This window comes from Pseudomonas sp. ICMP 8385, from assembly GCF_002699915.1.
In the GTDB taxonomy this organism is placed as follows: domain Bacteria; phylum Pseudomonadota; class Gammaproteobacteria; order Pseudomonadales; family Pseudomonadaceae; genus Aquipseudomonas; species Aquipseudomonas gessardii.
The window spans coordinates 1-26105 of record NZ_LKBY01000107.1 but is presented as its reverse complement, the minus strand read 5'-3'; the positions used below and the strand labels follow the sequence as shown (position 1 = coordinate 26105).

Sequence of the window (26105 nt, the reverse complement as noted above, 5' to 3'; positions counted from 1 at the left end):
GCGGATAACCCTTAAAAGTTGTCAGTGGAAGTGAACACGCCGACGCGAAGGCCTTCGGCGGTATAGATCTCGCGACCGTCGACGCTCACCGAACCATCGGCGATGGCCAGGTTCAGCTTGCCCTTGAGGACGCGCTTGATTTGAATGTTGTAGGTGACTTTCTTGGCGGTCGGCAGGACCTGGCCAAAGAACTTCACTTCGCCCGAACCCAGGGCACGACCGCGACCTGGCAGGCCTTGCCAGCCGAGGAAGAAGCCGACCAGTTGCCACATGGCATCAAGGCCCAGGCAGCCCGGCATCACCGGATCGCCTTCAAAATGGCAGGCGAAGAACCACAGGTCCGGGTTGATATCCAGCTCGGCGACCAATTCACCTTTGCCGTACTTGCCACCCGCTTCGCTGATATGGGTGATGCGATCCACCATCAGCATGTTCGGGGCGGGCAGTTGCGCGTTACCTGGGCCGAACAGCTCACCGCGACTGCAGCGCAGCAGGTCTTCCCGGGTAAAGGCGTTTTGTTTGGTCATGCGAGCTCCTCAATAATCCCATGCGGCAGGGCCGGGTAAATCTTCCCGACCGACTGAAGCGTGCTTGCCTCACGTCGGCAGCCTACAGGTAGACTATTGCGTTGTAGTGAAAGTCACAGCATCAAGGACATGAATGTACACTTGTGCACTGAAATTTTAAACCGGACTCATTTATAGGCCCGCTCGGGTGCCTAAGACTGCCGCACTTTCGTCTTTCACGCCAGTCGGAGTTGGCTGATGCTGCCCATCTAATGCACCCAGCGCTGTAGGATTTGCTGCAAATCCGTGCGTTTGAACGGCTTGGCCAGGTAATCGTTCATTCCGGCGGCCAGGCACGCCTCCCGATCGCCCTGTAGCGCATTGGCCGTGAGGGCAATGATCGGCAGATCGGCGCAGCCGGGTAACTGGCGGATCTGGCGGGTGGCTTCATAACCGTCGATCACCGGCAGCCGGCAATCCATCAGGATCGCCGTGAAAATCAGGCTTTCGGCACTGCGAATCGCCTCGGCACCGTCGGTGGCGATGCTCACCTCGAACCCCAGGCTGCGCAACATGGCTTCGACCACGGTGCGGTTGACCGGGTTGTCCTCCACCAGCAACACATTGCGGCCTTCACCGGCGCTGGCCTTGTGCAGGGTGTCCGGGGCGATCTGCGGTAGGCTCTGCTGGTAGATCGCCAGGGGGATTTCCAGGGTGAACACCGAGCCCAGGCCTTCTTCGCTGTGGGCGCGCAAGGTGCCCCCCATGCGTTCGGCCAGGGTGCGGGCAATCGGCAGGCCCAGGCCGGTGCCGCCGTAACGCCTGGAGATCGAGCTGTCCGCCTGTTGAAAGGCGTCGAACATCAGCTCCAGGCGCTCGGCCGAGATGCCAATCCCGGTGTCGCGCACGGTGCAGGTGAACCACAGCAGTTCATGGTCCAGGGTTTGCCAATGGGGCTCGATGCTGACCGTGCCCTGCTCGGTGAACTTCAGCGCATTGCCGATCAGGTTCACCAGGATCTGCCGGATCCGCGTCGGGTCGCCCTGTACGCGCAACGTGTCCATGCCCGCTGGGATCGACAGCTCCAGGACCAGCCCGCGCTGTATGGCACTGTGCTGGAAGGCCTGGGCGCTGCTGTTGATCAGGTCCACCAGGTTGAACGGAATATGTTCAAGCTCCAGGGCCGCGCGTTCGATCCGCGAGAAGTCGAGGATATCGTTGATGACCTTGAGCAGGTGTTCGGTGGATTCCGAGGCCAGTGCGGCGTACTCGGTCTGCTCTTCGGTCATGTCCGTGGTTTCGAGCAATTGCAGCATGCCTAGCACGCCATTCATCGGGGTGCGCAGTTCATGGCTCATCATCGCCAGGAAGTCAGACTTGGCATTGTTGGCGCGCTCGGCTTCCTCCCGTGTCTGGATCAACTGCGCCATGGCTTGCTGTTGTTCGCGGCTGGCGTGGTGCAGGCCTTCGGCCAGGTTGTTGATATGGCGGGACAGGTCGCCCAGTTCGGAGTCATCGACAATCGGCAGCGGGGTCTTGTAGTCACCCTGCTGGATCGCCTTGACGGCATGGCCCATGGCGCTGATCGGTTGCGACAGGCTGGCGGCCAGGCGTCGTGCCAGCAGGAAGGTAAAGAGCAGGGCAAACAGCGCCAGGATCCCGGCCTTGAAGAGGATTTCCTGTTGGCGCTGGCTGAAAGCGTCATTGGACATGCCGACGATCACCCGGCCCAGATAGTCGGCCCGTGGCGCCTTGGGCTGCGCGGTGCTGTCCTGGAAGAAGTCGTTGCCCAGCTGGATATGCTGCAGGCGGATCGGCGCCTGGAAGATTTTCACCGACAGCGAGCGGTCGTGTTTTTCCGACGGCTGCTCGACATACACCAGGATGTTTTCCGCGCTGTCCTGGATTTCCAGGAAGCGCACATGGGGCGTGGCCAGGGTTGCCCGCAGCAGGCTGTCGAGCACATCGTTGTTGCCGGAGATCACCCCGTACTCGGTGGCCGGGGCCAGTTGGTTGGCGATCAGTTGGCCGGTGTGGTCCAGTTCCTGGCGCAGGTCCTGGATCCGCACGAAGGTAAAGAAGCTGATCAGCAGCAACGTCAGCAACAGGGCCGGGCCCAGGGTGATGATCTGGGTGCGGGTATTGATATCCCAGCGGCGACGCAAGGTCATGGCTGTTTCTCCCCTTCGGCCAATCGGGTCGCGACGGCGCTCTCGTCCACCTGTTCGATCCCCAGCGAGCGCGCCACTTGTGGGTTGCCCACGACTTTGAAGTGTTCCGGGTACAGCGCGCGCGGCCAGCCGGCTGGCGGGTGATCGAGCAGGCGGTCAAGCACATCCAGCCAGTCGGCCTGGTCGCTGTAGGTGCTGGCCAGGCTGCCGGCCCGCACGAAGCCGGCGTTGGGCCCGATCAGCGGCAACTGCCTGGCGTAGCTGCTCAACAGCAGGTTTTTCACGGTCTTCGGGTTGTACAGCTGGGGATCATCCAGCCCCAGCAACACATCGCTGTTTTTGAACAGGCTCAGCAGAGGGCGGCTGTCATTGATGTTGCCCCAGTGCTGGGCGACGATTTCCAGGCCCAGGGCCGTCGCACGCTGGCGCAGCTCTGGCAGCAGGAATTGGCTGTCGCTGCCATAGAGCACGCCAATGCGCCGAGCCTGGGGCAGGATATTGGCGATCAGGCGCAACTGCCGGTCCAGGGGCGGGTCGCTCCACAGCAGGCTGATCTTGCCGGGCACATGGTTGCCCAGGCGCTCGCGGGCTTGCAGGCGGCTGATGCGCAACACCAGGGTGGCCGGGCCCTGGGTGTCCTGCAGGCGCCAGTCGAGGCTGGGCAGGTCCAGCAGGATCAAGCGGGTACTGGCCGGCAGTTGGCCGGGGGCCGGCATGTCTTGCAGGGCCTTGAAGCTGACGCTATCGGCAGGGCGCTGTTGTTGCAGGGCCTGGGTAAAGGCCTGCACACCGGGACCATCCTGGGCGGCGGTCAGCAGGATGTCGGTGCTCCACGCGGGCATGGCCAAGGCCAGGCTGGCGAGCAGCAGGCAGCGGCGCCAGAACCTGGTGGCAAAGAGGGCGGTCATCCTTGACTGGGCAGGGTTCATGTCAGAACTCTAGCTCCGCACTGAAGTAGAGCACATGGCGCTGGTCGTAGTAGTTGTCGGCGTGGGTGGTGGGCTGCTGGTCGAGGCGTTGTTGCAGCATGCCGGCCAGCTCCAGGTTGGCCTTGCCCAGGGCGAGGCGTTTGGCGACCCGCATATCGACCCGTTCAAAGCGATATTGGTTGAGTGCATCGTTGCCATAATAGAACAGCGCGCTGGACCAGCCATGCCCCCATTCGCGCATCCAGCCGGCCGAACCGCTGTTGCGCGCGGTTTGTTGCTGGTCCTGCGGGTTGCTGGCGTGGGCGTCCACGTAAGCATAGGTCAGGCGCAGGCGGTCGGCGGCACTCAGGTGCCAGTCCAGCTGGGTTTCGGCGCCGGTGAACCGCGAGCGGTTACTGTTGCTGGCGATGTACTGGTTATTGCGCAGGGGCTCGCTGATCATGCCGGTGATTTCGTCATAGAACAGCTTGACGTCGAGGTTCAGCCCGATATCCGCAAAAAAGCCGTTGTAGCCCAGCTCGCGGGAGCGCATCAACTCCTTGTCGAGGTCGCCCGGGCCACGGGTCTTGACGAAATACTGGCCGGTGTTCTGTCCGTATACGGGGGAACTGAGGTTAGTGACCTTATAGCTCCAATTGACGTTGTTCTCGAACATGTCCGGCGAGCGGATGGCTTCGGAGTACACCGCCCGCAGCCCGTGGCGCGGGTTGATCAGGTAGTTGACCGCGACCCTGGGCGTCAGCGAGTTGCCGCTCAGGTGAGTGTTTTCGTACATCGCCCCGCCCTGCAACAGCCAGTGCTCGCTGGCGCGCCATTCCAGATGGCCGAACAGGCGCCAAGTGATGTCGTCCAACTGGCCATCGAAGTAGGTGTCGGAGTCGGCGCGGTCGTAGCGGTAATTCATGCCGCTGACCAGGCGCAGGCTGTCGGACAGGCTCAGGGTGTCCTGCACTTCCAGGTCGTAGCGGCTTTCCTTGGTGCTTTGGTCGATGTTGCCGCAGACACTCTCCTTGCCGCCGTTATTCCATTGTTTCAGGACTTCTTCGGCCAGCGCCTGCTCGGCGGCGGAGCCTTGCGGAGGTCTGCCGCTTGCATAGTCCTGCATGTGCCGCGCCAGCTTTTCGGCGTAGTTGGGGTTCATTTGCCACAGTTGTGTCAGCTGCGGGCTGAACGAGACCTTGGCGTCACAGGCTTTCCAGACCTGGCGGCGGTCCCATTGCTGCGCCGAACCCTGGATATACAGGCTGTGCTCGGGGTTGAAGTCGAAGTTCCAGCGCAGGGACGCGGCGTAGTCCTTGGCCGTGACATCAGAATCCGTACCACCGTCGGTAATCCCGGCAAATACGGGCTTGTAGGTGTACGGCCGCTGGTTGGTCCCTTCCTTGGCATTGATCTGCCAGTCGATACTTTGCTGCGGGTTCAGCGTCTGGCTGGCCGCCAGGCTGAAGCGGCTGAGCCGGCGGCTGTCGCGGTAGTCGGCGCCGACCCGGTTGCTGTCGAAACCGTCATCCTGTTGCCCGGACAGCGACAGCCGCAGGTTGCCGGTGTCCCAGCCCAGGCCCTGGCTGGCATACCAATCGTTGATCCCGCGCTCGCCCCGGGTCATTTTCATCCGGGTGCCCTGGCTGTTGGCCGGCGAGCGGGTAAGGATATTGACCACCGCCATCAGCGCGTTGGCGCCGTAGCTGACGGTATTGGGCCCGCGGAACACCTCGATCCGCTCGATATCCTCCATGGCCACCGGAATATCGCTCCAATCCACCGTGGCCAGGCCGGCACGGTACACCGAGCGGCCATCGATCAGCACCTGCATGCGCCGCGCTTCGCTGGCATTGGTGCCGTGATAGTTGACGGCGGCCTGGTTGCCCGAGGTGTAGCCCACCATCATGCCCGGCACCAGGCGCAGCAGCTCGGCGATATCCCGCGCGCCGCTGGCCTTGATCAATTCGCTGTCGATCACTGTCATGCTGCCCGGCACGGCGGCGGCCGACTGCTTGAGCCGGGTCGCCGTCAGGACCTGGGGCAGCGGCTGGTTGTCGAGGAACAGATCGTCGGCCAGCAACGGCGTACTGACCAACAGCGCCAGGAACAGAGATGAACGAGGAGGAGGGCCCAAATACACGGCACGGCCTTGATAATTGCGGATAGCCGCCCATGTTAACTGAGGCGGGCGCTTTTGCCAGTCGGTGCTATCGCAATTACTGTGGTCTATTCAGGCATTTTCCGACAATTGCGGGAAATCACAGAAGGGCCTGGCCGCCGTCTGGCCGGCCCGTATAATGCCGCCATCGCCACTGCTATGGATTAACGGATTGCATATGACTCAACAGCGCCCTATTGCGGTCCTGGGAGGCGGAAGTTTTGGTACCGCCGTGGCTAATCTGCTGGCTGAAAACGGTCATCAGGTGCGCCAGTGGATGCGCGATCCCGAACAGGCCGAGGCCATCCGGGTCAACCGGGAAAACCCGCGTTACCTCAAGGGCATCAAGATTCATGCGGCGGTCACGCCGGTCACGGACCTGCTGGCCACTCTGGATGAGTGCGACCTGTGCTTTGTCGCGCTGCCCTCCAGCGCCTTGCGCTCGGTGCTGGCGCCCCATGCCGAGCGGCTGGCGGGCAAGATGCTGGTCAGCCTGACCAAAGGCATCGAGGCCCAGACCTTCAAGCTGATGAGCGAAATCCTCGAAGAAATCGCGCCCCAGGCCCGTATCGGTGTGCTCTCCGGGCCGAACCTGGCGCGGGAAGTGGCCGAACACGCCCTGACCGCGACCGTGGTCGCCAGTGAAGACGAGGCCCTGTGCGAACAGGTGCAGGCGGTGCTGCATGGCCGTACCTTCCGTGTCTATGCCAGTGCCGACCGCTTTGGCGTGGAGCTGGGCGGCGCGTTGAAAAACGTCTACGCCATCATCGCCGGCATGGCCGTGGCCCTGGGCATGGGGGAAAACACCAAAAGCATGCTGATCACCCGCGCCCTGGCGGAAATGACCCGCTTTGCGGTCAACCAGGGGGCCAACCCCATGACCTTCCTCGGCCTGGCCGGGGTGGGCGACCTGATCGTCACCTGTTCGTCGCCGAAAAGTCGCAACTACCAGGTGGGGTTTGCCCTGGGCCAGGGCCTGAGCCTGGAAGACGCCGTCACCCGCCTGGGGGAAGTGGCCGAAGGGGTCAATACCCTCAAAGTGCTGAAGGCCAAGGCCCAGGAAACTGGGGTCTATATGCCGCTGGTTGCCGGGCTGCACGCTATCCTGTTTGAAGGGCGCACCTTGAATCAGGTCATCGAGTTGCTGATGCGTGCCGAGCCCAAGACCGATGTCGACTTTATTTCCACCAGTGGTTTCAACTGAGGAACGCGCGATGAACGATCCGAAAACAGCCCCCCAATATGAATCCATTGCCCTGCGCATCCTGTGGATGCTGGTATTTGCCCTGGTCTGGCAAGTGGCGCAGTTCATCCTTGGGGCGCTGGTGGTGGTGCAATTGATCTACCGCCTGATCTATGGCGCGCCGAACCTGAGCCTGATGAACGTTGGCGACAGCCTCAGCCAGTTCCTCGCGCAGATTGGCCGTTTTGGCAGCTTCCACAGCGAGCAGAAGCCCTGGCCCTTCGCCGATTGGCCAGCCCCGCGCGCCCCGGAAGGCGAGGCCGCCCACAGCGTGCCGCCCGCCGCGCACCCGGTGCGCGATGAAGAGCCCAAGTTATGAAACTGTGGGTGTTGCGCCACGGTGAAGCCGAGTCCCATGCTGCCTGCGATGCCGAGCGCAATCTGACCGAGCGCGGTCGCCAGGAGGTGCTGCACAGTGCTGCCCACCTGATCGGCGCGGATATCAAGGCCATCATCGCCAGCCCCTACGCGCGGGCGCAGCAGACCGCGCAACTGGTGCGTGAGGCGTTGGGTTTTGCCCCAGACATTCGCACGGTTGCGTGGCTGACGCCGGATGGCAATCCGTTGCAAGTACTGGAGAAACTCAACACCGATGACAATGTGCTGCTGGTTAGCCATCAACCTTTGGTGGGCAACCTGATCAGCTTTTTGCAGCACGGGCACCAGCGCCAGCCCCAACCGATGCACACCGCCAGCCTGGCGGAGCTGGAAGGGGACTTTCCGTTGGCGGGGTTGATGAGCCTCAATAACGTCAAAAACCCCTGATTTTTCAGGCACAACACAATCAACTGTGGGAGCGGGCTTGCCCGCGATAGCGGTGTAACAGTCGACATTTCTATTGACTGACCCACCGCAATCGCGGGCAAGCCCGCTCCCACACTTATTTGTGTTGTGCCTGCAAGTAACTTGCAGCGCCCTTTGTGCATGGAATAGTCTACCAAGCAAGTGCTTGGTTGGTTCCCAATAAAAACACTCAGGAGCGCGCCCCATGTCTGACGCTTTTCGTTTGCCGCTGCAGGTTTTCTTTGAACGTGAGGCGCGCCATCCGCGCCAGCGCTTCCTGGTCCAACCCATAGGGGGCGGCGAGGTGCAGACCCTCACCTGGGGCGAGGTCGGCCACCAGGTCCGCTGCGCCGCCCATTGGCTGCGCGCACGGGAACTGCCCCCGGGCTCGCACATTGCCCTGATCTCGAAAAACTGCGCGCACTGGATCATCGCCGACCTGGCGATCTGGATGGCCGGGCATGTCTCGGTCCCGCTGTATCCCAACCTCACCGCCGACTCCGTGGCCCATGTGCTGGAGCACTCCGAGGCGGCGTTGGTGTTTATCGGCAAGCTCGACGACTGGCCGGCCATGGCGCCGGGGGTCAAGGCCGGGCTTGCGACCATCAGCCTGCCGTTGTGCCCCGAAGGCCCATTCGACTTCACCTGGGCCGACCTGCAAGCCTGCTCGCCGATCCAGGACACCCCTGCACCTGCGCCGACAGACCTGGCGACGATCATCTATACCTCAGGCACCACCGGCCTGCCCAAAGGCGTGATGCACAGCTTCGGCGCCATGGCGTTTGCGGCCACACGGGCCACCGAGCTGTTTGGCCTGGGGGAGGGCGATCGCCTGCTGTCCTACCTGCCGCTGTGCCATGTGGCCGAGCGCATGTTTGTCGAAATGGCCGCGATCTATACCGGGCAAACGGTATTTTTTGCCGAAAGCCTCGACACTTTCCTCACCGACCTGCAACGTGCCCGGCCCACGGCCTTGTTCGGTGTGCCGCGGATCTGGACCAAGTTCCAGATGGGGGTGTACGGCAAAATCCCGGAAAAACGCCTGGACTTGTTGCTGCGCCTGCCGTTTATCGGCAAGCGCGTCGGGCGCAAAGTCCTCGCCGGGCTTGGGCTGGATGCGGTGCGCGTGGCCCTGTCTGGCGCCGCGCCGGTGCCCGAGGCGTTGCTGCACTGGTACCTGCGCCTGGGCCTGGATGTGTTGGAGGTGTATGGCATGACCGAAAGTTGTGGCTATTCCCATATCTGTCGCCCCGGCCAGCAGAAGATCGGCTGGATCGGCCTGGCGTGCCCGGACGTGGAGGTGCGCATCGATCCGGCCGGCGAAGTCCAGGTGCGCAGCGGCGCGACCATGCTCGGCTACTTCAAGGACCCGCAGAAGACCGCCGAGACCCTCACCGAGGACGGCTTCCTGCGGACCGGCGACAAGGGTGAGCAGGATACCGAAGGCCGCTTGCGCCTGACTGGGCGGCTCAAGGAGATCTTCAAGACCAGCAAGGGCAAGTACGTCGCCCCGGCTCCCATCGAAAACCGCCTGGCGGTGCACGGGCGCATCGAGCAGGTGTGCGTGGTCGGCGATGGCCTAAGCGCGCCGATGGGCTTGTGCGTGCTGTCTGCGGTGGGCCTGCAGGAGGCCGCCAGCGAGGCCCGGCAAGCCTTGCACGGCAGCCTGGAACGCCTGCTGGAAGAGGTCAACCAGGTGCTGGATAAACATGAGCGCTTGCGTCAACTGGTGGTGGTGAAAGACAGTTGGGCTGTGGAAAACGGCTTTCTGACACCGACCCTGAAGATCAAGCGCAACGTGATCGAGTCAACCTACGGCCCACAGTTCCAGGCCTGGAGCGCGCGCGCCGAGGCCGTGCTGTGGCAGGATTGAGCCTTCAATAAAATCAACAAGGACACTGCAATGAGCCTGTGGCGCACCGTTCCCAATATCGAGCAACTCAATGCCATCCAGAAAAACACCATTGGTGAAGTGCTGGACATCCGTTTCGAGCGCTTCGACGAGCAATCCCTGACCGCCAGCATGGTGATCGACCACCGCACCCATCAACCCTATGGGCTGTTGCACGGCGGGGCCTCGGTGGTGTTGGCCGAAACGGTCGGCTCCATGGCCAGCTACCTGTGCATCGACGCCAGCAAGTTCTACTGCGTGGGCCTGGAAATCAACGCCAACCACCTGCGCGGCCTGCGTTCGGGGCGGGTGACGGCGGTGGCCCGGGCGATCCATATCGGGCGCACCACCCATGTCTGGGACATTCGCCTGAGCAGTGACGAAGGCAAGGCCAGTTGTGTGTCGCGCCTGACCATGGCCGTGGTGCCGCTGGGCGAGAACCCGCCGGCGCGATAGGCGTGGCGTGAGTGTCATCATTCCTGGCAGTTACAGTCATTGCTGTGGCGGCCGGGGGTGAGGACAATCGATTTCTGTTTTTGAAGATGGGCAGGTTATGTCGCAACATGTGTTTTTCACCCATGCCAATGGCTTCCCTTCGGCGACCTACGGCAAATTGTTCGAGGCCCTGGCGCCGGAGTACGCAGTGGCGCACCTGTCGCAGCACGGCCACGATCCGCGGTTTCCGGTGGATGACAATTGGCAGAACCTGGTGGACGAACTGATCCACCACCTGGAGCAGCAGCCGCAGCCGGTGTGGGGCGTCGGCCACTCACTGGGCGGGGTGTTGCATTTGCACGCAGCCCTGCGCTGCCCGCAGTTGTATCGCGGGGTGGTGATGCTCGATTCGCCGGTGCTGACCCTGGCCGACCGCTGGGTGATCCGCGCAGCCAAGCGCTTTGGCCTGATCGATCGCCTGACCCCCGCCGGTCGCACCCTGGGCCGCCGTGAAGAGTTCAGCGACCTGGACGCGGCGCGCCAGTATTTTTCCGGCAAAACGTTGTTCCGCGGGTTTGACCCGGACTGCCTGGAAGCCTACCTGCAACACGGTTTGCACCAGGTCGGCGACCGCCTGCGCCTGCGGTTCGACCCGGCCACAGAAATCAGCATCTACCGGGGCGTGCCGCACACCAGCCCGGGCCAGACCCGCCAGCTCAAAGTGCCATTGGCCGTGGTGCGCGGCCGCCAGAGCCGGGTGGTAATGCGCCATCACGCCAGCGGCGTCGCGCGCCTGCCCATGGGCGAGATGCTGACCATGCCCGGCGGCCACATGTTCCCCCTGGAGCGCCCGCAGGACACGGCGACCCTGCTCAAGAACCTGTTCACCCGCTGGGAAGCCCGCGAGCGCAGTTGCGCATGAGCACGCCTGTCGAAGAAGTGCGCCTGAGCCTGCCGCACATTGAGCTGGCGGCCCATCTGTTCGGCCCGGAAGACGGCCTGCCGGTGATCGCCCTGCATGGCTGGTTGGATAACGCCAACAGCTTTGCGCGCCTGGCGCCCAGGCTGCACGGCTTGCGCATTGTCGCCCTGGACCTGGCCGGCCACGGTCACTCGGCTCATCGCCCGCCCGGGGCAGGGTACGCCTTGTGGGATTACGTGTTTGATGTGCTGCAGGTGGCCGAACAACTGGGCTGGAAACGTTTTGCATTACTTGGCCACTCCCTCGGCGCGATTGTCTCCACCGTATTGGCCGGGGCCTTGCCGGAGCGTGTGACCCACCTTGGGTTGATCGACGGCGTGATCCCGCCAACCGCCACCGGCGAGAACGCCGCCGAGCGCCTGGGCATGGCCTTGCAGGCGCAAATCAACCTGCAAGACAAGCGCAAGCCGGTGTACGGCAGCCTCGACCGGGCGGTCGAGGCGCGGATGAAAGGCGTGGTCGCCGTCAGCCGTGAAGCCGCGGAACTCCTGGCCCAGCGCGGCTTGATGCCGGTGCCGGGGGGGTACACCTGGCGCAGCGACAGTCGCCTGACCCTGGCCTCGCCGATGCGCCTGACGCAAGACCAGGCCATGGCCTTCGTACGGCGGGTGGCTTGCCCTACGCAGTTGGTGGTCGCGCAGGAGGGCATGCTGGCCAAACATCCCGAGCTGCTTTCCCAGCTGCCATTCACCGTGACGACCCTTGCAGGTGGCCATCATTTGCACTTGAACGACGAGTCGGGGGCGGTTCTTGTTGCAGACTGTTTCAATCGGTTCTTCACCGCGCCTTGACTTGGCGGGGGCAACTGTCGAGGCTGGGCGGATTGAACGGGAGTCAACCATGAACAATCCGAATACCGCGCAGGCATCCACCGGCCAAGGCGCACCGATCCGATGAGCAGTGCCAAGGGAATTATCCGTGTGCTTGGGCTGTGCTGTATCAGCCCGTTGGTTTTCGCCGCTGATGTACCGGGAAGCCAGGACCTGCCAAGCGTCGCCCGCCAGGTGGATGCGCAGATTGTCGATTACCGCCCCGCCGAAGATAAAGAACGCATCTACCCCATGGGCGCGATCCGCAAGATCAGCGGCCAGTTGCGCTACGAAGGCCAGGCCACGGCCCGTGGCCAAGTGACCGCCATCACCTATGAACTGCCCGCCGAGCACAGCTCCAGCGCGGCCTTCAAAGCCACGCGCGAGGCGCTGCAAGGGCAGGGCGCGCAGTTGCTGTTCTGGTGCCAGGCCCGCGATTGCGGCGAAAGCAGCCTCTGGGCCAACGAAGTGCTGGGCAATGCCAAGCTGGTCGGCGCCGATGGCCAGCAGGAATTCCTCTTGCTGCGCCTGGCCGCCCCCCAGGACAACTCCCTGGTGGCGCTGTACGGCATCACTCGCGGCAATCGCCGGGCCTACCTGCATGTGGAGCAAATGGACGCCAGCGCGCCCTTGGGGCAGTTGCTGCCGACCTCGGCCACGCTGCTGCGCGAACTGAAAAGCACCGATGAGCTGGATCTCCCCTCGCTGAGCGCTGCCCCCGACGCCACGTGGTTGACCCTGATTTCCCGTGGATTGAACCTCGACACCACCTTGCGGGTCAGTGTGAGCGGCCCCAACGCCGAAGCCTGGCGCCAGGGCCTGATCGATAAGGGCGTGCGTGGGGCGCGCCTGGAAACCGGCAGCGCCGAGGCCAAGGGCCTGCACCTGCAAGTGATCCGCTGATCGTTCCAGGGCGAACGGACCCGTGCCGTTCGCCTAAGCTCTCCTTCAACAGACTTCTTTTCGAGAAACCACATGCTCAACAATGATCGCCTGCTGGTGCAGATCCTGCTCCTGGTGCTGTTTGGTGCCAGTTTCTGGGTGATGGCGCCGTTCTGGTCGGCGCTGTTCTGGGGCGCGGTGCTGGCGTTTGCCAGTTGGCCGCTGATGCGCCTGTTGACCCGTGCCCTGGGTGGCCGCGAGTCCCTGGCGGCGGGGATCCTGACCTTGGGCTGGATGTTGCTGGTGGCGGTGCCATTGGTGTGGCTGGGCTTCAACCTGGCCGACCATGTGCGCGACGCCGTGGCGTTGATCAAGGACATCCAGGTCGACGGCCTGCCCGAGGCGCCCAACTGGCTGGGCTCCATCCCGTTTGTAGGGGAACGGCTGGTAGGCATGTGGGACAGCATCGACCAGCAAGGTGCGGCCTTGATGGTCACTCTCAAGCCGTACCTGGGGCAGGTTGGCAACTGGTTACTGGCCCGCAGCGCACAGATTGGCGGCGGCATCCTGGAACTGACCCTGAGCCTGGTGTTTGTGTTCTTTTTCTACCGCGACGGCCCGCGCCTGGCGATGTTCGTCCACCGCTTGCTGGAGCGCTTGATCGGCGAGCGTGCCGGCTACTACATCGACCTGGTGGCCGGAACGGTGCAGCGGGTGGTCAACGGCGTGATCGGCACCGCCGCCGCCCAGGCATTGCTGGCACTGATTGGCTTCCTGATCGCCGGCGTGCCCGGGGCACTGGTGCTGGGGGTGGTCACCTTCCTGCTCAGCCTGATCCCCATGGGCCCGCCCCTGGTCTGGATCCCGGCCACGGCCTGGCTGGCGTGGAAGGGCGATTACACCTACGCGGTGTTCCTCGGCGTGTGGGGCACATTCATCATCAGCGGCGTGGACAACGTGCTCAAGCCCTACCTGATCAGCCGCGGCGGCAACTTGCCGCTGGTGATCGTGTTGCTGGGGGTGTTCGGTGGGTTGATTGCGTTTGGCTTTATCGGCTTGTTTATCGGGCCGACATTGCTGGCGGTGGCGTATAGCCTGTTGACGGATTGGAGTGCGAGCCAGGCGCAGGTGCGTCGCGAGGATAAGGCCAGCTAGCTCTGGCACGCTCCGATTCTGCAGTGAGGGGTTGGTAGTTACGACGAAGCCCTGGGGAGCCATATTTTCGCCGTCAACCCACCGCCTGGTGTTTCCTCCAGGCTCAACCGGCCCCCCAACCGCTCCACCGCCTCCTTGGCAATGGTCATCCCCAACCCCACGCCCCCGGAATTGCGGTTGCGCGAGCCTTCCAGGCGGAAAAACGGCTCGAACACCGCCTCACGCTGCTCGGCAGCAATCCCCGGGCCATGGTCGATCACCCTGATCAGCAGCGCCTGGGGGCTGTCCTGCAGTTCAATGCGCGCCGTGCCGGCATAGCGCAGGGCGTTGTCGATCAGGTTGTTCAGGCACGAGCGCAAGGCCATGGGTTGCACCTGCAGTGGGGCGCTTTGGCCCTGGCACTGTACATCCGTGCCCTGGTCCTGGGCGTTTTCGCTCAAGGACTGCACCAGCGCCTGTACGTCCAGCCACTGCCGGCTTTCGCCGGTGCGTTGTTCGTGCAGGTAGCTCAAGGTGGCGTCGAGCATGCCGATCATGTCGTCCAGGTCCTGGCGCATCTGGCCCTGCAAGCGCATGTCGTCGATCTGCTCCAGGCGCAGTTTGAGCCGCGACAGCGGGGTACGCAGGTCGTGGGACACGGCGCCGAGCATGCGGGCGCGTTGGCTGACTTGTTCGCGGATGCGCCGCTGCATCAGGTTGAAGGTGGAGGCGGCCTGGCGGGCTTCGCGTGGGCCGGATTCGTCCAGGGGCGGGCTGTCCAGGTCCAGGCTCAGGCGCTCAGCAGCCGCGCTCAAGCGCTGGATCGGGCGGCTGAGCAGCTTGGCGCCGAACCACGCGGCGATGATCAGCGAGATACATTGGAAGGACAGCAGTACCACCGCGCCTCTGAGCCTGGGACGGCTATAGGCCTGGGGCTCTGCCGGCTGCAAGGTGCCGTCCGATTGTTCGGTCAGCGTTGCGACAGGCGGTGGCGGCGGCGGGCCGTAATGCAGGAACCACAGGACCGCCAGCACATGGGCCAGCACAATGGCCACCAGCAATACCCCGAACAGGCGGCCAAACAACGTGTTGAAGGCGTTGCGCATCAGCCGATATCCCGCGCATCGAACAGGTAGCCTTCGCCGCGCACGGTCTTGATCAGTTGCGGGGCCCTGGGGTCGTCTCCCAGTTTCTGGCGCAGGCGCGAGACCAGCAGGTCGATGCTGCGATCAAAGGCTTCGATCGAGCGCCCACGGGCGGCATCCAGCAGTTGTTCACGGCTCAGAACCCTTCGCGGGCGTTCGATAAAGACCCACAGCAAACGGAATTCGGCGTTGGACAGCGGCACTACCAGGCCATTGTCGGCCACCAGCTGGCGCAGCACGCTGTTAAGGCGCCAATTATCGAAGCGGATTTGGGTGCGTTGCTCGTTGCGGTCATCGCGTACCCGGCGCAGGATGGTCTGGATCCGCGCCACCAGTTCCCGGGGCTCGAACGGTTTGGACATGTAATCGTCAGCTCCCAGTTCCAGGCCGATAATGCGGTCGGTGGGCTCGCAGCGGGCGGTCAGCATCAGGATCGGGATATCCGATTCAGCCCGCAGCCAGCGGCAAATCGACAAACCGTCTTCGCCGGGCAACATCAGGTCGAGCACCACCACATCAAAGGTTTCGGCCAGCATGGCCTGGCGCATGGCCGCGCCATCGGTCACGCCAATGGCGCGGATATTGAAACGTGCCAGGTAATCAATCAGCAGTTCGCGGATCGGCACATCGTCGTCGACGATCAGCGCGCGGGTGTTCCAGCGCTTGTCCTCGGTGTCGGGCTCAGGGTGCAGGGCGCAAGGAGTATGCATGGGGCGGTCATCTGCCTGGTTGGCCGCCAGGCCCAGGGGCGGCGGCGGGGTTATTGCGTTGAGCATCGGCGCCGTGTCGGGGCGTGTGGACGAGGCTACTGCCGGGGTATGTTGCAGGCGTGTCGTAAATGTATCGACTTTGAAATATTAGCCGGTTCTCCCAGAAAAAGAGGCGCTTGCCGAGGATTTACCGATCATCGGATCCCGCAAAGCCGCTGCTTGCGCTACAATCCGCGCCGATTTCGACTTGCCTGAGAGCCCATTCCAATGTCCGTCTGCCAGACTCCTATCATCGTCGCCCTGGATTACCCCACCCGTGACGCCGCACTGAAGCTGGCTGACCAGTTGGACCCCAGGCTCTGCCGGGTCAAGGTCGGCAAGGAACTGTTCACCAGTTGCGCTGCTGAAATCGTCGGCACCCTGCGTGACAAGGGCTTCGAGGTGTTCCTCGACCTGAAATTCCACGATATCCCCAACACCACCGCGATGGCGGTCAAGGCCGCCGCCGAGATGGGCGTGTGGATGGTCAACGTTCATTGTTCCGGCGGCCTGCGCATGATGGCTGCGTGCCGTGAAGTGTTGGAGCAACGCAGCGGTCCCAAGCCGTTGCTGATCGGCGTGACCGTGCTGACCAGCATGGAACGTGAAGACCTGGCCGCTATCGGCCTGGATATCGAACCCCAGGAACAAGTGCTGCGCCTGGCGGCCCTGGCGCAGAAGGCCGGCCTCGATGGCCTGGTGTGCTCGGCGCTGGAAGCCCAGGCGTTGAAGGCCGCCCATCCGGCACTGCAACTGGTGACCCCGGGGATTCGTCCGGCGGGCAGTGCCCAGGACGACCAGCGCCGTATCCTCACGCCGCGTCAGGCGCTGGATGCCGGTTCTGATTACCTGGTGATTGGTCGCCCGATCAGCCAGGCGGCTGACCCGGCCAAGGCCCTGGCGGCGGTGGTCGCTGAAATCGCCTGATGCCCTGGCGCTAAAAATGTAGGAGCTGGCTTGCCTGCGATAGCATCACCTCGGCGTTACTGCAAAACCGAGGCGTCTGCATCGCAGGCAAGCCAGCTCCTACATTGGTGTGTGGTGTGTCAGTTGACCTTCAGCACCAACTTGCCAAAGTTCTCGCCATTGAACAGCTTCATCAGCGTCTCCGGGAATGTCTGCAACCCCTCGACAATATCTTCCTTGCTCTTGAGCTTGCCCTGCGCCATCCAGCCAGCCATTTCCTGCCCGGCGGCGGCAAAGTTCGCCGCATGGTCCATCACCACAAACCCTTCCATGCGCGCCCGATTGACCAGCAGCGACAAGTAGTTGGCCGGTCCCTTCACGGCTTCTTTGTTGTTGTACTGGCTGATTGCCCCGCAGATCACCACCCGGGCCTTCAGCGCGAGGCGGCTGAGCACGGCGTCGAGAATATCGCCGCCGACGTTATCGAAATACACGTCCACGCCTTTCGGGCATTCGCGCTTGAGGGCCGCCGGCACATCTTCGTGCTTGTAGTCGATGGCCGCGTCGAACCCCAGCTCATCCAGCAAAAACTTGCACTTGTCGGCGCCGCCGGCAATTCCCACCACGCGGCAGCCCTTGATCTTGGCAATCTGCCCGGCAATGCTGCCCACCGCCCCAGCGGCGCCGGAAATCACCACGGTTTCGCCGGCCTTGGGCGCGCCGGTGTCGAGCAGGGCGAAATAGGCGGTCATGCCGGTCATGCCCAGCGCCGATAGATAGCGCGGCAATGGCGCCAGTTTCGGGTCGACCTTGTAGAAACCACGGGGCTCGCCGAGGAAGTAATCCTGCACGCCCAGGGCGCCATTCACGTAATCGCCTACGGCGAAGTTCGGGGTGTTCGAGGCGATGACCTGGCCTACGCCCAGGGCGCGCATGACTTCGCCGATGCCCACCGGCGGGATGTAGGACTTGCCTTCATTCATCCAGCCACGCATGGCCGGGTCGAGGGACAGGTACTCATTACGCACCAGTACCTGGCCGTCCGCCAGATTGCCCACTGGCATTTCCTGATAGGTAAAGGTGTCCCGCGTGGCCGCGCCGACCGGGCGTTTGGCAAGCAGGAATTGGCGGTTGGTCTGGGCAGTCATGGCAAGGACTCTGGGTAAATGAACCTCAAGTGATAGACCTTCCAGGCGCCTGGAGCAAGTTCGGCCGATGCCTGCGAATGCCCGTCGATAGGCCGGGTTGATAGTGGGCCCGGCACACTTATCACTGCCGTGCATGGGCGCTCAACCGGCCTTCTGATAGTGCTGACGCGCGGCGCCGGGCACTGGCTATGCTGGACGCACGGGTATTCATCCAAGGATAAAAGCTATGAGCATGACGTTTTCCGGCCAGGTCGCCCTGGTCACCGGTGCCGCCAACGGCATTGGCCGCGCCACGGCACTGGCATTCGCCGGAGAAGGCTTGAAGGTGGTGGTCGCCGACCTGGATGTGGCGGGCGGCGAGGGCACGGTCGCGCTGATCCGCGAGGTGGGCGGTGAGGCGGTGTTCGTGCGCTGCAACGTCACCCTGGAGGCGGATGTAAAGAATCTGATGCAGCAGGTGTTGAACAGTTATGGCCGCCTGGACTATGCGTTCAACAATGCCGGCATCGAGATTGAACAGGGCAGGCTGGCCGACGGCACCCTGGATGAGTTCGACGCGATCATGGGCGTCAACGTCAAGGGCGTGTGGTTGTGCATGAAGTACCAGTTGCCATTGCTGCTGGCCCAGGGCGGTGGGGCGATCGTCAATACCGCGTCGGTGGCCGGGTTGGGGGCTGCGCCGAAGATGAGTATTTATGCGGCGTCCAAGCATGCGGTGATTGGCCTGACCAAGTCGGCGGCCATCGAGTACGCGAAAAAGAAAATCCGCGTCAACGCGGTGTGCCCGGCGGTGATCGACACCGACATGTTCCGCCGCGCCTATGAGGCCGACCCGCGCAAGGCCGAGTTTGCTGCGGCCATGCATCCGGTCGGGCGCATTGGCACGGTCGCGGAAATCGCCAGTGCGGTCCTTTACCTGTGTAGCGATGGCGCCGCGTTCACCACCGGCCATGCATTGGCCGTGGACGGTGGTGCGACGGCTATTTAGGACCTGTTTCCGTGCTCCCTGAGAAAGTGATTTCAAGTGCTGTGGGGCGTTTCCGCAGGTGGCAAGATGCCCTAGGCTATTGTGTTTCAATAGGTAAATAATTCAATAAAATCAATGATTTAATAAATTTATGAACAGGGCGATCCCGGCCTTCTGTGCTTAACTGTTTTGAGTTAAATGCCAAACAGTTGAAGGGGGTGGCTCATGGATTTAGGGATCAATCGACAAGCCCTTGTACCGGTGGTTCAGCAAATTGTCAGCGCCATTGCCGCATGGATCCGGGAGAGTGGGGCCAGCCCTGGAACGCGCCTGCCTTCCATCCGGCAACTGGCCCATGACAACCTGCTCAGCCAATCCAGTGTGATCGAGGCCCTTGAGCGCATGGTGGCCGACGGGGTGCTGGCCTCCAGGGCCGGCTCGGGGTTTGTTGTCGCGGCGCAAACGGTGGCCAGCAGCCCATTGGCGGAGTGCCAGTGGTATGAGGGCGCGGAACTCAGGTGGGGGGCCTTTACCGATAACCAGTTGGGAGAATTGAAGCTGGGGTGCGGCTGGTTGCCCGATTCCTGGCGTGAAAGCGATGACATCAGCTACGCGATTCGCGAAATCAGCCGTACCGACACCGCTGGGGTCTTCAACTACAGCACGCCCCTGGGGCTGCCGGCATTGCGTGAGCAATTGCACAAGCGCCTGATGCAGATCCAGGTGGGCAGCAGTGCCGAGCGGATTCTCACCACCCATGGGGCCAGCCATGCCCAGGACCTGCTGATCCGCACCTTGCTCAAGGCCGGCGACACCGTGCTGGTGGAAACGCCTGGCTACGGCAACCTTTATCGTCAATTGGCCTTCCACGGCGTTACGTTGCTGGAGGTCCCCAGGACCCGCAGTGGCCCGGACATCCAGGCGCTGGAAACGCTGCTGGCCAACCACCGGCCCAAATGCCTGTTCATCAACAGTCTCTACCACAACCCGACCGGGAGCAGCCTCTCGCGGGGGGTGGCCGAGCGCCTGTTGCACCTGGCCCGTACCCAGGACTTCCTGATTGTCGAGGAGGATGTCTACGGTGACCTGCAACATGCCTCCTGTATCCGGCTGGCGGCGTTGGCCCATGATGATCGGGTCATCTATATCTCGAGTTTTTCCAAGACCCTGAGCAGCGCCCTGCGGGTCGGCTACCTCACCGCCAGCACGGCCCTTATCAACCAAGTGCTCAAGCTCAAGACCTTCACCGGCATGGGCACCTCACGCTTCGCCGAAGCGATGGTGGCCAGCCTGCTGGCCAACGGCACCTACCGCAAATGGGTGCAACGCCTGCGCCGCCGCTTGAGCGCGGAGATGGCCAAGACCCTGCAGGTGCTGGAGGACGAAGAGTGGGAGGTGTTTGCAGTGCCGGCAGGTGGCATGTTCATTTGGGCGCGCCCGGGGGCAGGGGATGGCTCAAGGCTGCACGCCAGGGCTCGACAGCTCGGGGTCTTGCTGTCTTCGGGGGAGTTGTTCAGCCCGACCGGCGAACACGCTGACTGGCTGCGGATCAATGTGGCTTATGCCTGCGATCATCGGGCCCTGGCGTTGTTCAAGGCCATGGGGCCTGCAGGATCGACCTCCACCATTCTGAAAACGACGGGCGTGTAGCTTTTTGCCAGTATTGTGCTGGCAACGACTTGTGTTCTGGGGCCTGTCGTTGCGAATCTCGTTGCATGGATACCGGGCTTGCTGGCATTCGCCACGCCAAGAGGATTTTGCGCAATGATTTGGGCCGTGCAACGACGATTTGCCAACCTTGGGCTGGCCAGGAAACTGGGGCTGGGGTTTGCCCTGGTATTGCTGTTGACGGCCCTGGTGGCGGCGATTGGCGTGTGGTCCCTGCAAACCGTTGGCCAGCGCTTTGTGGGGCTCAAGGGCATGTCTTCGCTCAATGAAGGGCTGCTGAACGTGCGCCTGATCGAGCAGGCGTATGCGTTGCGCACCGACGCCAAGTCGGTCGAGGCCCTGCACCAACGGGTCGATAGCCTGTTGGCCGAGGCCCAGGCGCTGAACATGAGCGAGGTCGAACAGGCGCTGGGCGCCTATCGCAAGGCGTTTGACGAGTTCGTCGAGCTGACCCAGGCCAAGGATCTGGCGCTGGAAATGGCCAGCTGGTCGGTGTCCAGCGTGGCCAATAACCTTGATGTATTGCAGGCCGGCCTGGCCGACGACGGGGCCTATGGCCTCAAGGAAAGCCAGGGTCGGGAGGGGGCCGAGTTTATCGAGCAGGCCGGGCAGGTGGCGCAGGTCTCGCGCCTGATGTTGCAGGCCATGAACGAAGCGCGGGTGCGCCTGGATCAAAGCCGCAAGGGCGATGAAGACAGTGCCGGGCAAGGCCGCATCGAACAGGCCGATCAGGCCCTGGCCCAGGCCGAGCAACTGAAGACCCTGGTCAAGGACCCTGGTTATCAGACCGTGCTCAATGAAGTGGTCGGGCATATCGGCGCCTTCAGCGAAAAACTCACCGAATACACGGGCCTGCTGGCCCAGGAGAAGGTCGTCTACCAGCAGTTGCATGCGCGGGCGGCGCAGGTGGTGGCGCAGGTCAACCAGGCCTATGCCGCGCAGGACCAGTCGATGCAGGCGCAGTTGGCCAAGAGCAGCTGGCTGATCATGGTTTCCTCGGCCCTGGCCTTGTTGGTCGGGGTGATTGCCGCGTGGCTTATCACTCGCTTGATCGTCCTGCCGCTGCGCAGTGTGATCACTGTGGCCCGGCAGATTGCCGCCGGGGACCTCAGTGGGCGCATGGACGTAAGCCGACAGGACGAGATGGGCCAGTTGATGCAGGCGATGCAGCAGATGGGCAGCGGCCTGAGCAGCATGGTCAGCGGGTTGCAGGCGGGTATTGAGCAATTGGCCAGCTCGGCCCAGTCGTTGTCCAGCGTGACCGAGCAGACCCATTTCGAAGTCAGCAGCCAGAAAGAAGAAACCGAGCAAGTCGCCACGGCCATGAACCAGATGGCCGCCACGGTGCACGATGTGGCGCGCAATGCCGAGCAGGCCGCACAAGCGGCGCAGACCGCCGACGGCAAGGTCGACAGCGGCCAGCAGGTGGTCCGCCAGAGCCTGCAACGCATCGAGTTGCTGGCCAGTTCGGCGACCTCCGCCAGCACCAGCATCGAGAGCCTGAGCGCCGAAATCCAGAATATCGGCAGCGTATTGGACGTGATCAAAAGCGTCGCCGAGCAGACCAACCTGCTGGCGCTCAACGCGGCCATCGAGGCGGCACGCGCCGGCGAGCAAGGGCGCGGCTTTGCGGTGGTCGCCGATGAAGTGCGCGCCCTGGCCAGGCGCACCCAGCAATCGACGGAGGAAATCGAACGCCTGGTCAACACCTTGCGCAGTGCCGCGCAGTCTTCAGTCCGGGATATCCAGCACAGTGGCGAGCTGGTGAAACTGGCCGTCAGCGATGCCCTGGAAACCGAAAGCGCCTTGGGCAGCATTGCTGCGGCGGTCTCGCTGATCCAGCAGATGAACCAGCAGATCGCGGCGGCGGCCGAGCAGCAGAGCTCGGTGGCCGAAGAGATCAACCGCAGCGTCACCAGCATTCGCGCCAGTGCCGATCAATCGGCACTGAGCATGCAAGGTAACGCCGCGTCGAGTATCGAGTTGGCGCAACTGGGGGTGCAGCTCAAGGGGATGGTGGGGCATTTTCGCCTGTGATCCTATTCAGGCCCTGTGGGAGTGTAGCTCCACGCCTCGGCATTGGCCCCCAGGAGCATTGGCGATACTCAAGCCGTGATCAAGCGTGATTAGCCAAAAAGGTAAGCAGCGCCTCATTGACGAAATCCGGGTTTTCCCGGCTGGAGATATGCCCTGCATCCGGGATCAAGATCAGATCGCAGCCGATCCGATCAGCCATTTCCTGCGCCTCTGCGGGTGGGCGCGGTTGGTCCTCGCGACCGCACATCACCAATGTTGTCTCGGCGTTCAGGTCGGATAAGCCTTCCATCGCATCGCTTCGACCGAAAATCAGGCGCCCCAGGGGCACGATGCTTTGCAGCAGGCGATCCTTGGGGAGGTTGCGCAGGGACTGGCGGAAGTCCTGATACAGCGCCGATTCGCGGTCGATGCCAGGGCGGAAGAAGATCGGCACGATGATATCCAGCAGCGGATCAGAGATAGTCCCCGTAGCCTCGATCGCGCTGAGCAGGGCGAAATATTTTTCGCGGGTCGCCTCGGGTTCTGCGCCCAGGTAGGTGTCCATCAGCACCAGGCTGTTGACCCGCTCAGGCGCCAGCAGCGCTAGCGGCGCGCCCCACATGCCGCCGACGGATAAACCCACCAGGTTGACCTTGGCAATCTCCAGGTGGTCCAGCAGCGCCAGGGCCTGGCGTGCCAGGTCGTCCAGGGTCCTGGTCTGCGCCGGCAGCGGGCCAGACTCGCCGTGGCCCCACAGCTCGGGCACGATGACCCGGTATTTTTGCGACAGGGCGGCAATCTGCGGGGCCCACATCTGCCGGTCCCACAGGTAGCTCTGGCCGAGCAGGACAACCGGGCCTGCGCCCTGGTCCACGTAGTGCAAGGGCTGGTCATCAATGACGACAGTTGGCATGGGGGCCTCTTTCGTGAAAGGAATGAAGTGCACTTTTGTACGCGAATTACAGCGGCGGGAGGTAGAGGCAGGATGATGGCTCCGGGTGCAAAGCTGCACCCGGTGACTCAAGGCAGGAGGGGGTTAATCGTAGATGGCCTTCTTTTTCCACTCGGCATCAGCGTCATCGGCTTTCAAGCCTTCAGTCAGCTCACTGGCCTCTTCTGCAGTTTGCTGGCTGTTAGTCAGCACCATGGAGTTGGCGCGCGCCAATTGTTTCTCCAGCAGTTGCAAGTGTTGGCTATAGGCGGCTGGCTCAGGCTGCTTGCGCAGGTACTGAACGCCGCGCTCGAACGCCAGGCGTGCCTGGCCGGGTTGTGCCTGTTGCAACGCGTGCTGGCCAAGGTTGTTGAAGAACTCGATGTGCAGCAGCACCAGCAGGTGACGGATTTCCTTGATCCAGTACTTGGCTTCATTGGTCGGCAAAAAACCGTCCTGGGCGGCACGGGTGACTTGGCCGTGCAGGGCTTCCAATAGGAAGCGCACATCCTTGGCCTTGGCTTCGGTCAGGATCGGTCCTGGGGGGTTATTCACCGGGATCGATTCGCCCTGGCCCACCAGGGCTTCCAACTCGGCAATACGGGCCTTGATGGTTGAGCTGGACTTGTTGAGGTGGAGCATGCGTTGGTTGACGTTCAGTTCCAGGCGGGTCAGCAGCAGCTTGAGCGGCGGCGTCATCAGTTGGCCGGGGAACGTCTCGGTGATCTCGCCACAGCGGCGCAGCCGATCGTTGAGCTCAATCTGGGCCCGGGCCTTTTCCAGTTTGTTGTTTTCCACCACGTGGTTCATGTAGCCAATGGCGATCAGTATTACGATCCCGGCTATTACCAGCAGGGTGATCATGAGTGGTGTCACCGGTGTGACCTCTTTATGGGATGTACGTTGAAGTGTAGTGATTGGCGCATGCTGCGGATAGGACTCTTCGACAAGATGAGTCAGTGCTTTCATCTTTATATGTAGGCTTTGTCTGTGTAGATGCACATTGCCATCATTTGCCGGTGGGGACTATAACGCCTTGTCGGGTGTCAGAATATAGGCGCCAAAGCCTGGACGGCGAGAAACCTGGGCAAGGCCTCTAAAGCAGGGCGAAGTCATTGATTTAAATAAATTTATCCTTGGGGGTTGACGACCTTTCAATCCATCCATAGAATGCGCGCCACTTACAGCGTAAAGCACACAGCGAAACGCGGTAGGGAGTGAATGTTGTACGTGTGTCCCCTTCGTCTAGTGGCCTAGGACACCGCCCTTTCACGGCGGTAACAGGGGTTCGAGTCCCCTAGGGGACGCCATTGCGGGAATAGCTCAGTTGGTAGAGCACGACCTTGCCAAGGTCGGGGTCGCGAGTTCGAGTCTCGTTTCCCGCTCCATTTTTAAACAGTGTGGCTTTCGGGCGGCACTGAGTGAAACCAGGACCAAGTCTTCGGATAAGGGTCTGGGCACTGGAATACACACCATGTGTTTCAGTTAGCGTGTCCCCTTCGTCTAGTGGCCTAGGACACCGCCCTTTCACGGCGGTAACAGGGGTTCGAGTCCCCTAGGGGACGCCATTTGCGGGAATAGCTCAGTTGGTAGAGCACGACCTTGCCAAGGTCGGGGTCGCGAGTTCGAGTCTCGTTTCCCGCTCCAATTCAAAGAAAAAGCCACTCAATAGAGTGGCTTTTTTTTGCCTGTCATTTACGCAATAGACGCCCTGGCTTCTTTTATGAGCCACTGAAATCCAGTGACAGCCCGCGTGACAAGACGCTCAACCCTGTGAATGTGCTTCTCATTTTTGATGGTGTACCCAGCACTGAAGTCTTTTTAATATCCGCTACAGAAATACTGAAAGTAACAGCCGCATTGATTGATTAACAATTCTGCTGTGCTTTTGCGCAGGTGTGCCGATGCGACGGCAATCCGTTCTGTAGTGGGTGGCGCTGATTATCCTTACGCCAAGCTTGATTTGTTTTTTTAGCGCTACTTTACGTTTGTACTCTCTTCATAAAGCGAAAAAAGAGGCTGGACCTATGGGCGTTTATAATTACAAAGATCTTGGTGATGATGAATCAAGAGCATTGAGTGTTGATGCACTTGCCCTTATAAGCACCTCCGGTATATCCGAGCAGAGTAATGAGATAATCGCAAGTGTAGTGCGAGAAGCCGGGTGGACGCCGTTGAGTGGTAGTACCTTGGGCTACGATGGCTCCTTAAGTTCAAGGGGCGCGTTCACCGGGGAAAAAGCCGGTTACGCAACGGCTGAAGCTGAGGTACTTGGGAAGTATGATGCTTCAGGTAAGTTGACCGGGTTGGGTGTGATGTTTCATGGCACTAATGATCCTGCTGACTGGGTCTATAACCTGGGCTTGCTCACAAATGTGGAAGGTCTTGCAAAGAACTATGTGGGGGAAGCGTTTGACACGTTGCTGGGCAGTGTTGCGCGTTATGCCCAGGCAAATGGATTGACGGGCAACGACATCTTGGTCAGTGGCGTAAGTCTTGGCGGGCATGCCGCCAACAGTATGGCGGACTTGAGTGCCAGCCGCTGGTCCGGCCTGAATTCAACACATAAGTGCAACGCTCACCCCTGTATGCACTTCGTACGGCGTCTTCCAGCCCAAGCGCTTGCGCGGGCGTAGATTGATCCTCGCTACTGTCCGATTGACGGCTTCG

General features: G+C 62.1%; 22 protein-coding genes, 4 tRNA genes and 2 pseudogenes. 18 read left to right on the top strand and 10 right to left on the bottom strand.

Going from position 1 to position 26105, the window contains the following annotated elements:
- Positions 1-11: 11 nt before the first annotated feature.
- The 4 genes from fabA to AO268_RS18740 all read right to left on the bottom strand — a co-directional run bounded on the left by fabA (position 12) and on the right by AO268_RS18740 (position 5728).
- The gene (fabA, locus tag AO268_RS18755) at positions 12-527 is read right to left on the bottom strand and encodes a 3-hydroxyacyl-[acyl-carrier-protein] dehydratase FabA (protein WP_099169476.1); all 516 of its coding nucleotides are present in this window, start codon (positions 525-527) and stop codon (positions 12-14) included.
- Positions 528-775: 248 nt separating this feature from the next.
- Positions 776-2677 carry an ATP-binding protein gene (locus AO268_RS18750; RefSeq protein WP_076964823.1) on the bottom strand — a complete coding sequence of 634 codons (1902 nt, stop codon included), beginning with the start codon at positions 2675-2677 and terminating at the stop codon, positions 776-778.
- On the bottom strand, positions 2674-3585 hold the full coding sequence (locus AO268_RS18745; protein WP_141562829.1) for an ABC transporter substrate-binding protein: 912 nt from the start codon (positions 3583-3585) through the stop codon (positions 2674-2676). The genes AO268_RS18750 and AO268_RS18745 overlap by 4 nt, the downstream gene beginning before the upstream one ends.
- Before the next feature lie 22 nt (positions 3586-3607).
- Entirely contained in the window at positions 3608-5728 is a 2121-nt protein-coding gene (locus AO268_RS18740) for a TonB-dependent receptor plug domain-containing protein (RefSeq protein ID WP_076964825.1), read from the bottom strand.
- 196 nt (positions 5729-5924) lie between these two features.
- Between AO268_RS18740 and AO268_RS18735 the strand changes: the two genes are divergently transcribed.
- The 9 genes from AO268_RS18735 (at position 5925) to AO268_RS18695 (ending at position 13926) form a co-directional block, all read left to right on the top strand.
- Positions 5925-6950 carry an NAD(P)H-dependent glycerol-3-phosphate dehydrogenase gene (locus AO268_RS18735; RefSeq protein ID WP_076964826.1) on the top strand — a complete coding sequence of 342 codons (1026 nt, stop codon included), beginning with the start codon at positions 5925-5927 and terminating at the stop codon, positions 6948-6950.
- 10 nt (positions 6951-6960) lie between these two features.
- Positions 6961-7308: a DUF4389 domain-containing protein gene (locus AO268_RS18730; RefSeq protein WP_099169474.1), complete on the top strand. Its 348-nt coding sequence runs from the start codon at positions 6961-6963 to the stop codon at positions 7306-7308.
- Positions 7305-7754, top strand: a complete 450-nt coding sequence (gene sixA / locus AO268_RS18725) for a phosphohistidine phosphatase SixA (RefSeq protein WP_099169473.1) — start codon at positions 7305-7307, stop codon at positions 7752-7754. Before AO268_RS18730 ends, sixA begins: the two co-directional genes overlap by 4 nt.
- A 223-nt stretch (positions 7755-7977) precedes the next feature.
- On the top strand, positions 7978-9645 hold the full coding sequence (locus AO268_RS18720) for an AMP-binding protein (protein WP_076964829.1): 1668 nt from the start codon (positions 7978-7980) through the stop codon (positions 9643-9645).
- A gap of 30 nt (positions 9646-9675) precedes the next feature.
- A complete protein-coding gene (locus tag AO268_RS18715; RefSeq protein ID WP_099169472.1) occupies positions 9676-10119 on the top strand; it encodes a hotdog fold thioesterase in 444 nt (147 codons plus the stop codon).
- A gap of 97 nt (positions 10120-10216) precedes the next feature.
- Positions 10217-11020 (top strand): alpha/beta fold hydrolase, encoded by an 804-nt coding sequence (locus AO268_RS18710; RefSeq protein ID WP_076964831.1) that lies wholly within the window; start codon positions 10217-10219, stop codon positions 11018-11020.
- On the top strand, positions 11017-11871 hold the full coding sequence (locus AO268_RS18705; protein WP_099169471.1) for an alpha/beta hydrolase: 855 nt from the start codon (positions 11017-11019) through the stop codon (positions 11869-11871). Before AO268_RS18710 ends, AO268_RS18705 begins: the two co-directional genes overlap by 4 nt.
- A 102-nt stretch (positions 11872-11973) precedes the next feature.
- Positions 11974-12792 carry a DUF4892 domain-containing protein gene (locus AO268_RS18700; protein ID WP_099169470.1) on the top strand — a complete coding sequence of 273 codons (819 nt, stop codon included), beginning with the start codon at positions 11974-11976 and terminating at the stop codon, positions 12790-12792.
- 72 nt (positions 12793-12864) lie between these two features.
- Positions 12865-13926, top strand: coding sequence for an AI-2E family transporter (locus AO268_RS18695; protein WP_099169469.1), 1062 nt, complete (start codon positions 12865-12867; stop codon positions 13924-13926).
- Positions 13927-13964: 38 nt separating this feature from the next.
- On the opposite strand, the gene AO268_RS18690 is transcribed toward AO268_RS18695, so the two are convergent.
- Both AO268_RS18690 and AO268_RS18685 read right to left on the bottom strand, forming a co-directional pair.
- On the bottom strand, positions 13965-15011 hold the full coding sequence (locus AO268_RS18690) for a sensor histidine kinase (protein WP_099169468.1): 1047 nt from the start codon (positions 15009-15011) through the stop codon (positions 13965-13967).
- Positions 15011-15760, bottom strand: a complete 750-nt coding sequence (locus AO268_RS18685) for a response regulator (RefSeq protein WP_099169486.1) — start codon at positions 15758-15760, stop codon at positions 15011-15013. Before AO268_RS18685 ends, AO268_RS18690 begins: the two co-directional genes overlap by 1 nt.
- A 267-nt stretch (positions 15761-16027) precedes the next feature.
- Here AO268_RS18685 and pyrF point away from each other — a divergent pair, with 267 nt between their 5' ends.
- Positions 16028-16726, top strand: coding sequence for an orotidine-5'-phosphate decarboxylase (gene pyrF, locus AO268_RS18680; RefSeq protein WP_099169467.1), 699 nt, complete (start codon positions 16028-16030; stop codon positions 16724-16726).
- Positions 16727-16845: 119 nt separating this feature from the next.
- Here pyrF and AO268_RS18675 read toward each other — a convergent pair whose 3' ends face one another.
- Entirely contained in the window at positions 16846-17853 is a 1008-nt protein-coding gene (locus tag AO268_RS18675) for an NADP-dependent oxidoreductase (protein WP_099169466.1), read from the bottom strand.
- Positions 17854-18079: 226 nt separating this feature from the next.
- Here AO268_RS18675 and AO268_RS18670 point away from each other — a divergent pair, with 226 nt between their 5' ends.
- The 4 genes and pseudogenes from AO268_RS18670 to AO268_RS33810 all read left to right on the top strand — a co-directional run bounded on the left by AO268_RS18670 (position 18080) and on the right by AO268_RS33810 (position 22525).
- Positions 18080-18841 (top strand): SDR family oxidoreductase, encoded by a 762-nt coding sequence (locus AO268_RS18670; RefSeq protein WP_099169465.1) that lies wholly within the window; start codon positions 18080-18082, stop codon positions 18839-18841.
- Between the two features lie 204 nt (positions 18842-19045).
- Positions 19046-20470, top strand: coding sequence for an aminotransferase-like domain-containing protein (locus tag AO268_RS18665; RefSeq protein WP_099169464.1), 1425 nt, complete (start codon positions 19046-19048; stop codon positions 20468-20470).
- A 114-nt stretch (positions 20471-20584) separates the two neighbouring features.
- Positions 20585-21613 (top strand): annotated as a pseudogene (locus tag AO268_RS33815) (methyl-accepting chemotaxis protein); the annotation flags it as partial.
- Entirely contained in the window at positions 21608-22525 is a 918-nt protein-coding gene (locus AO268_RS33810) for a methyl-accepting chemotaxis protein (protein WP_373562147.1), read from the top strand. The pseudogene AO268_RS33815 and the gene AO268_RS33810, both read left to right, overlap by 6 nt.
- A gap of 79 nt (positions 22526-22604) precedes the next feature.
- On the opposite strand, the gene AO268_RS18655 is transcribed toward AO268_RS33810, so the two are convergent.
- Positions 22605-23417 carry an alpha/beta fold hydrolase gene (locus tag AO268_RS18655; RefSeq protein ID WP_099169462.1) on the bottom strand — a complete coding sequence of 271 codons (813 nt, stop codon included), beginning with the start codon at positions 23415-23417 and terminating at the stop codon, positions 22605-22607.
- A gap of 123 nt (positions 23418-23540) precedes the next feature.
- The gene (locus tag AO268_RS18650; RefSeq protein WP_099169461.1) at positions 23541-24311 is read right to left on the bottom strand and encodes a hypothetical protein; all 771 of its coding nucleotides are present in this window, start codon (positions 24309-24311) and stop codon (positions 23541-23543) included.
- A gap of 358 nt (positions 24312-24669) precedes the next feature.
- Here AO268_RS18650 and AO268_RS18645 point away from each other — a divergent pair.
- The 4 genes from AO268_RS18645 (at position 24670) to AO268_RS18630 (ending at position 25082) form a co-directional block, all read left to right on the top strand.
- A tRNA-Glu gene (locus AO268_RS18645) sits at positions 24670-24745 on the top strand.
- A gap of 2 nt (positions 24746-24747) precedes the next feature.
- A tRNA-Gly gene (locus AO268_RS18640) sits at positions 24748-24823 on the top strand.
- A 104-nt stretch (positions 24824-24927) separates the two neighbouring features.
- Positions 24928-25003, top strand: a tRNA-Glu gene (locus AO268_RS18635).
- Positions 25004-25006: 3 nt separating this feature from the next.
- A tRNA-Gly gene (locus tag AO268_RS18630) sits at positions 25007-25082 on the top strand.
- 911 nt (positions 25083-25993) lie between these two features.
- Here AO268_RS18630 and AO268_RS18625 read toward each other — a convergent pair.
- Positions 25994-26105: pseudogene (locus tag AO268_RS18625) on the bottom strand (IS30 family transposase); the annotation flags it as partial.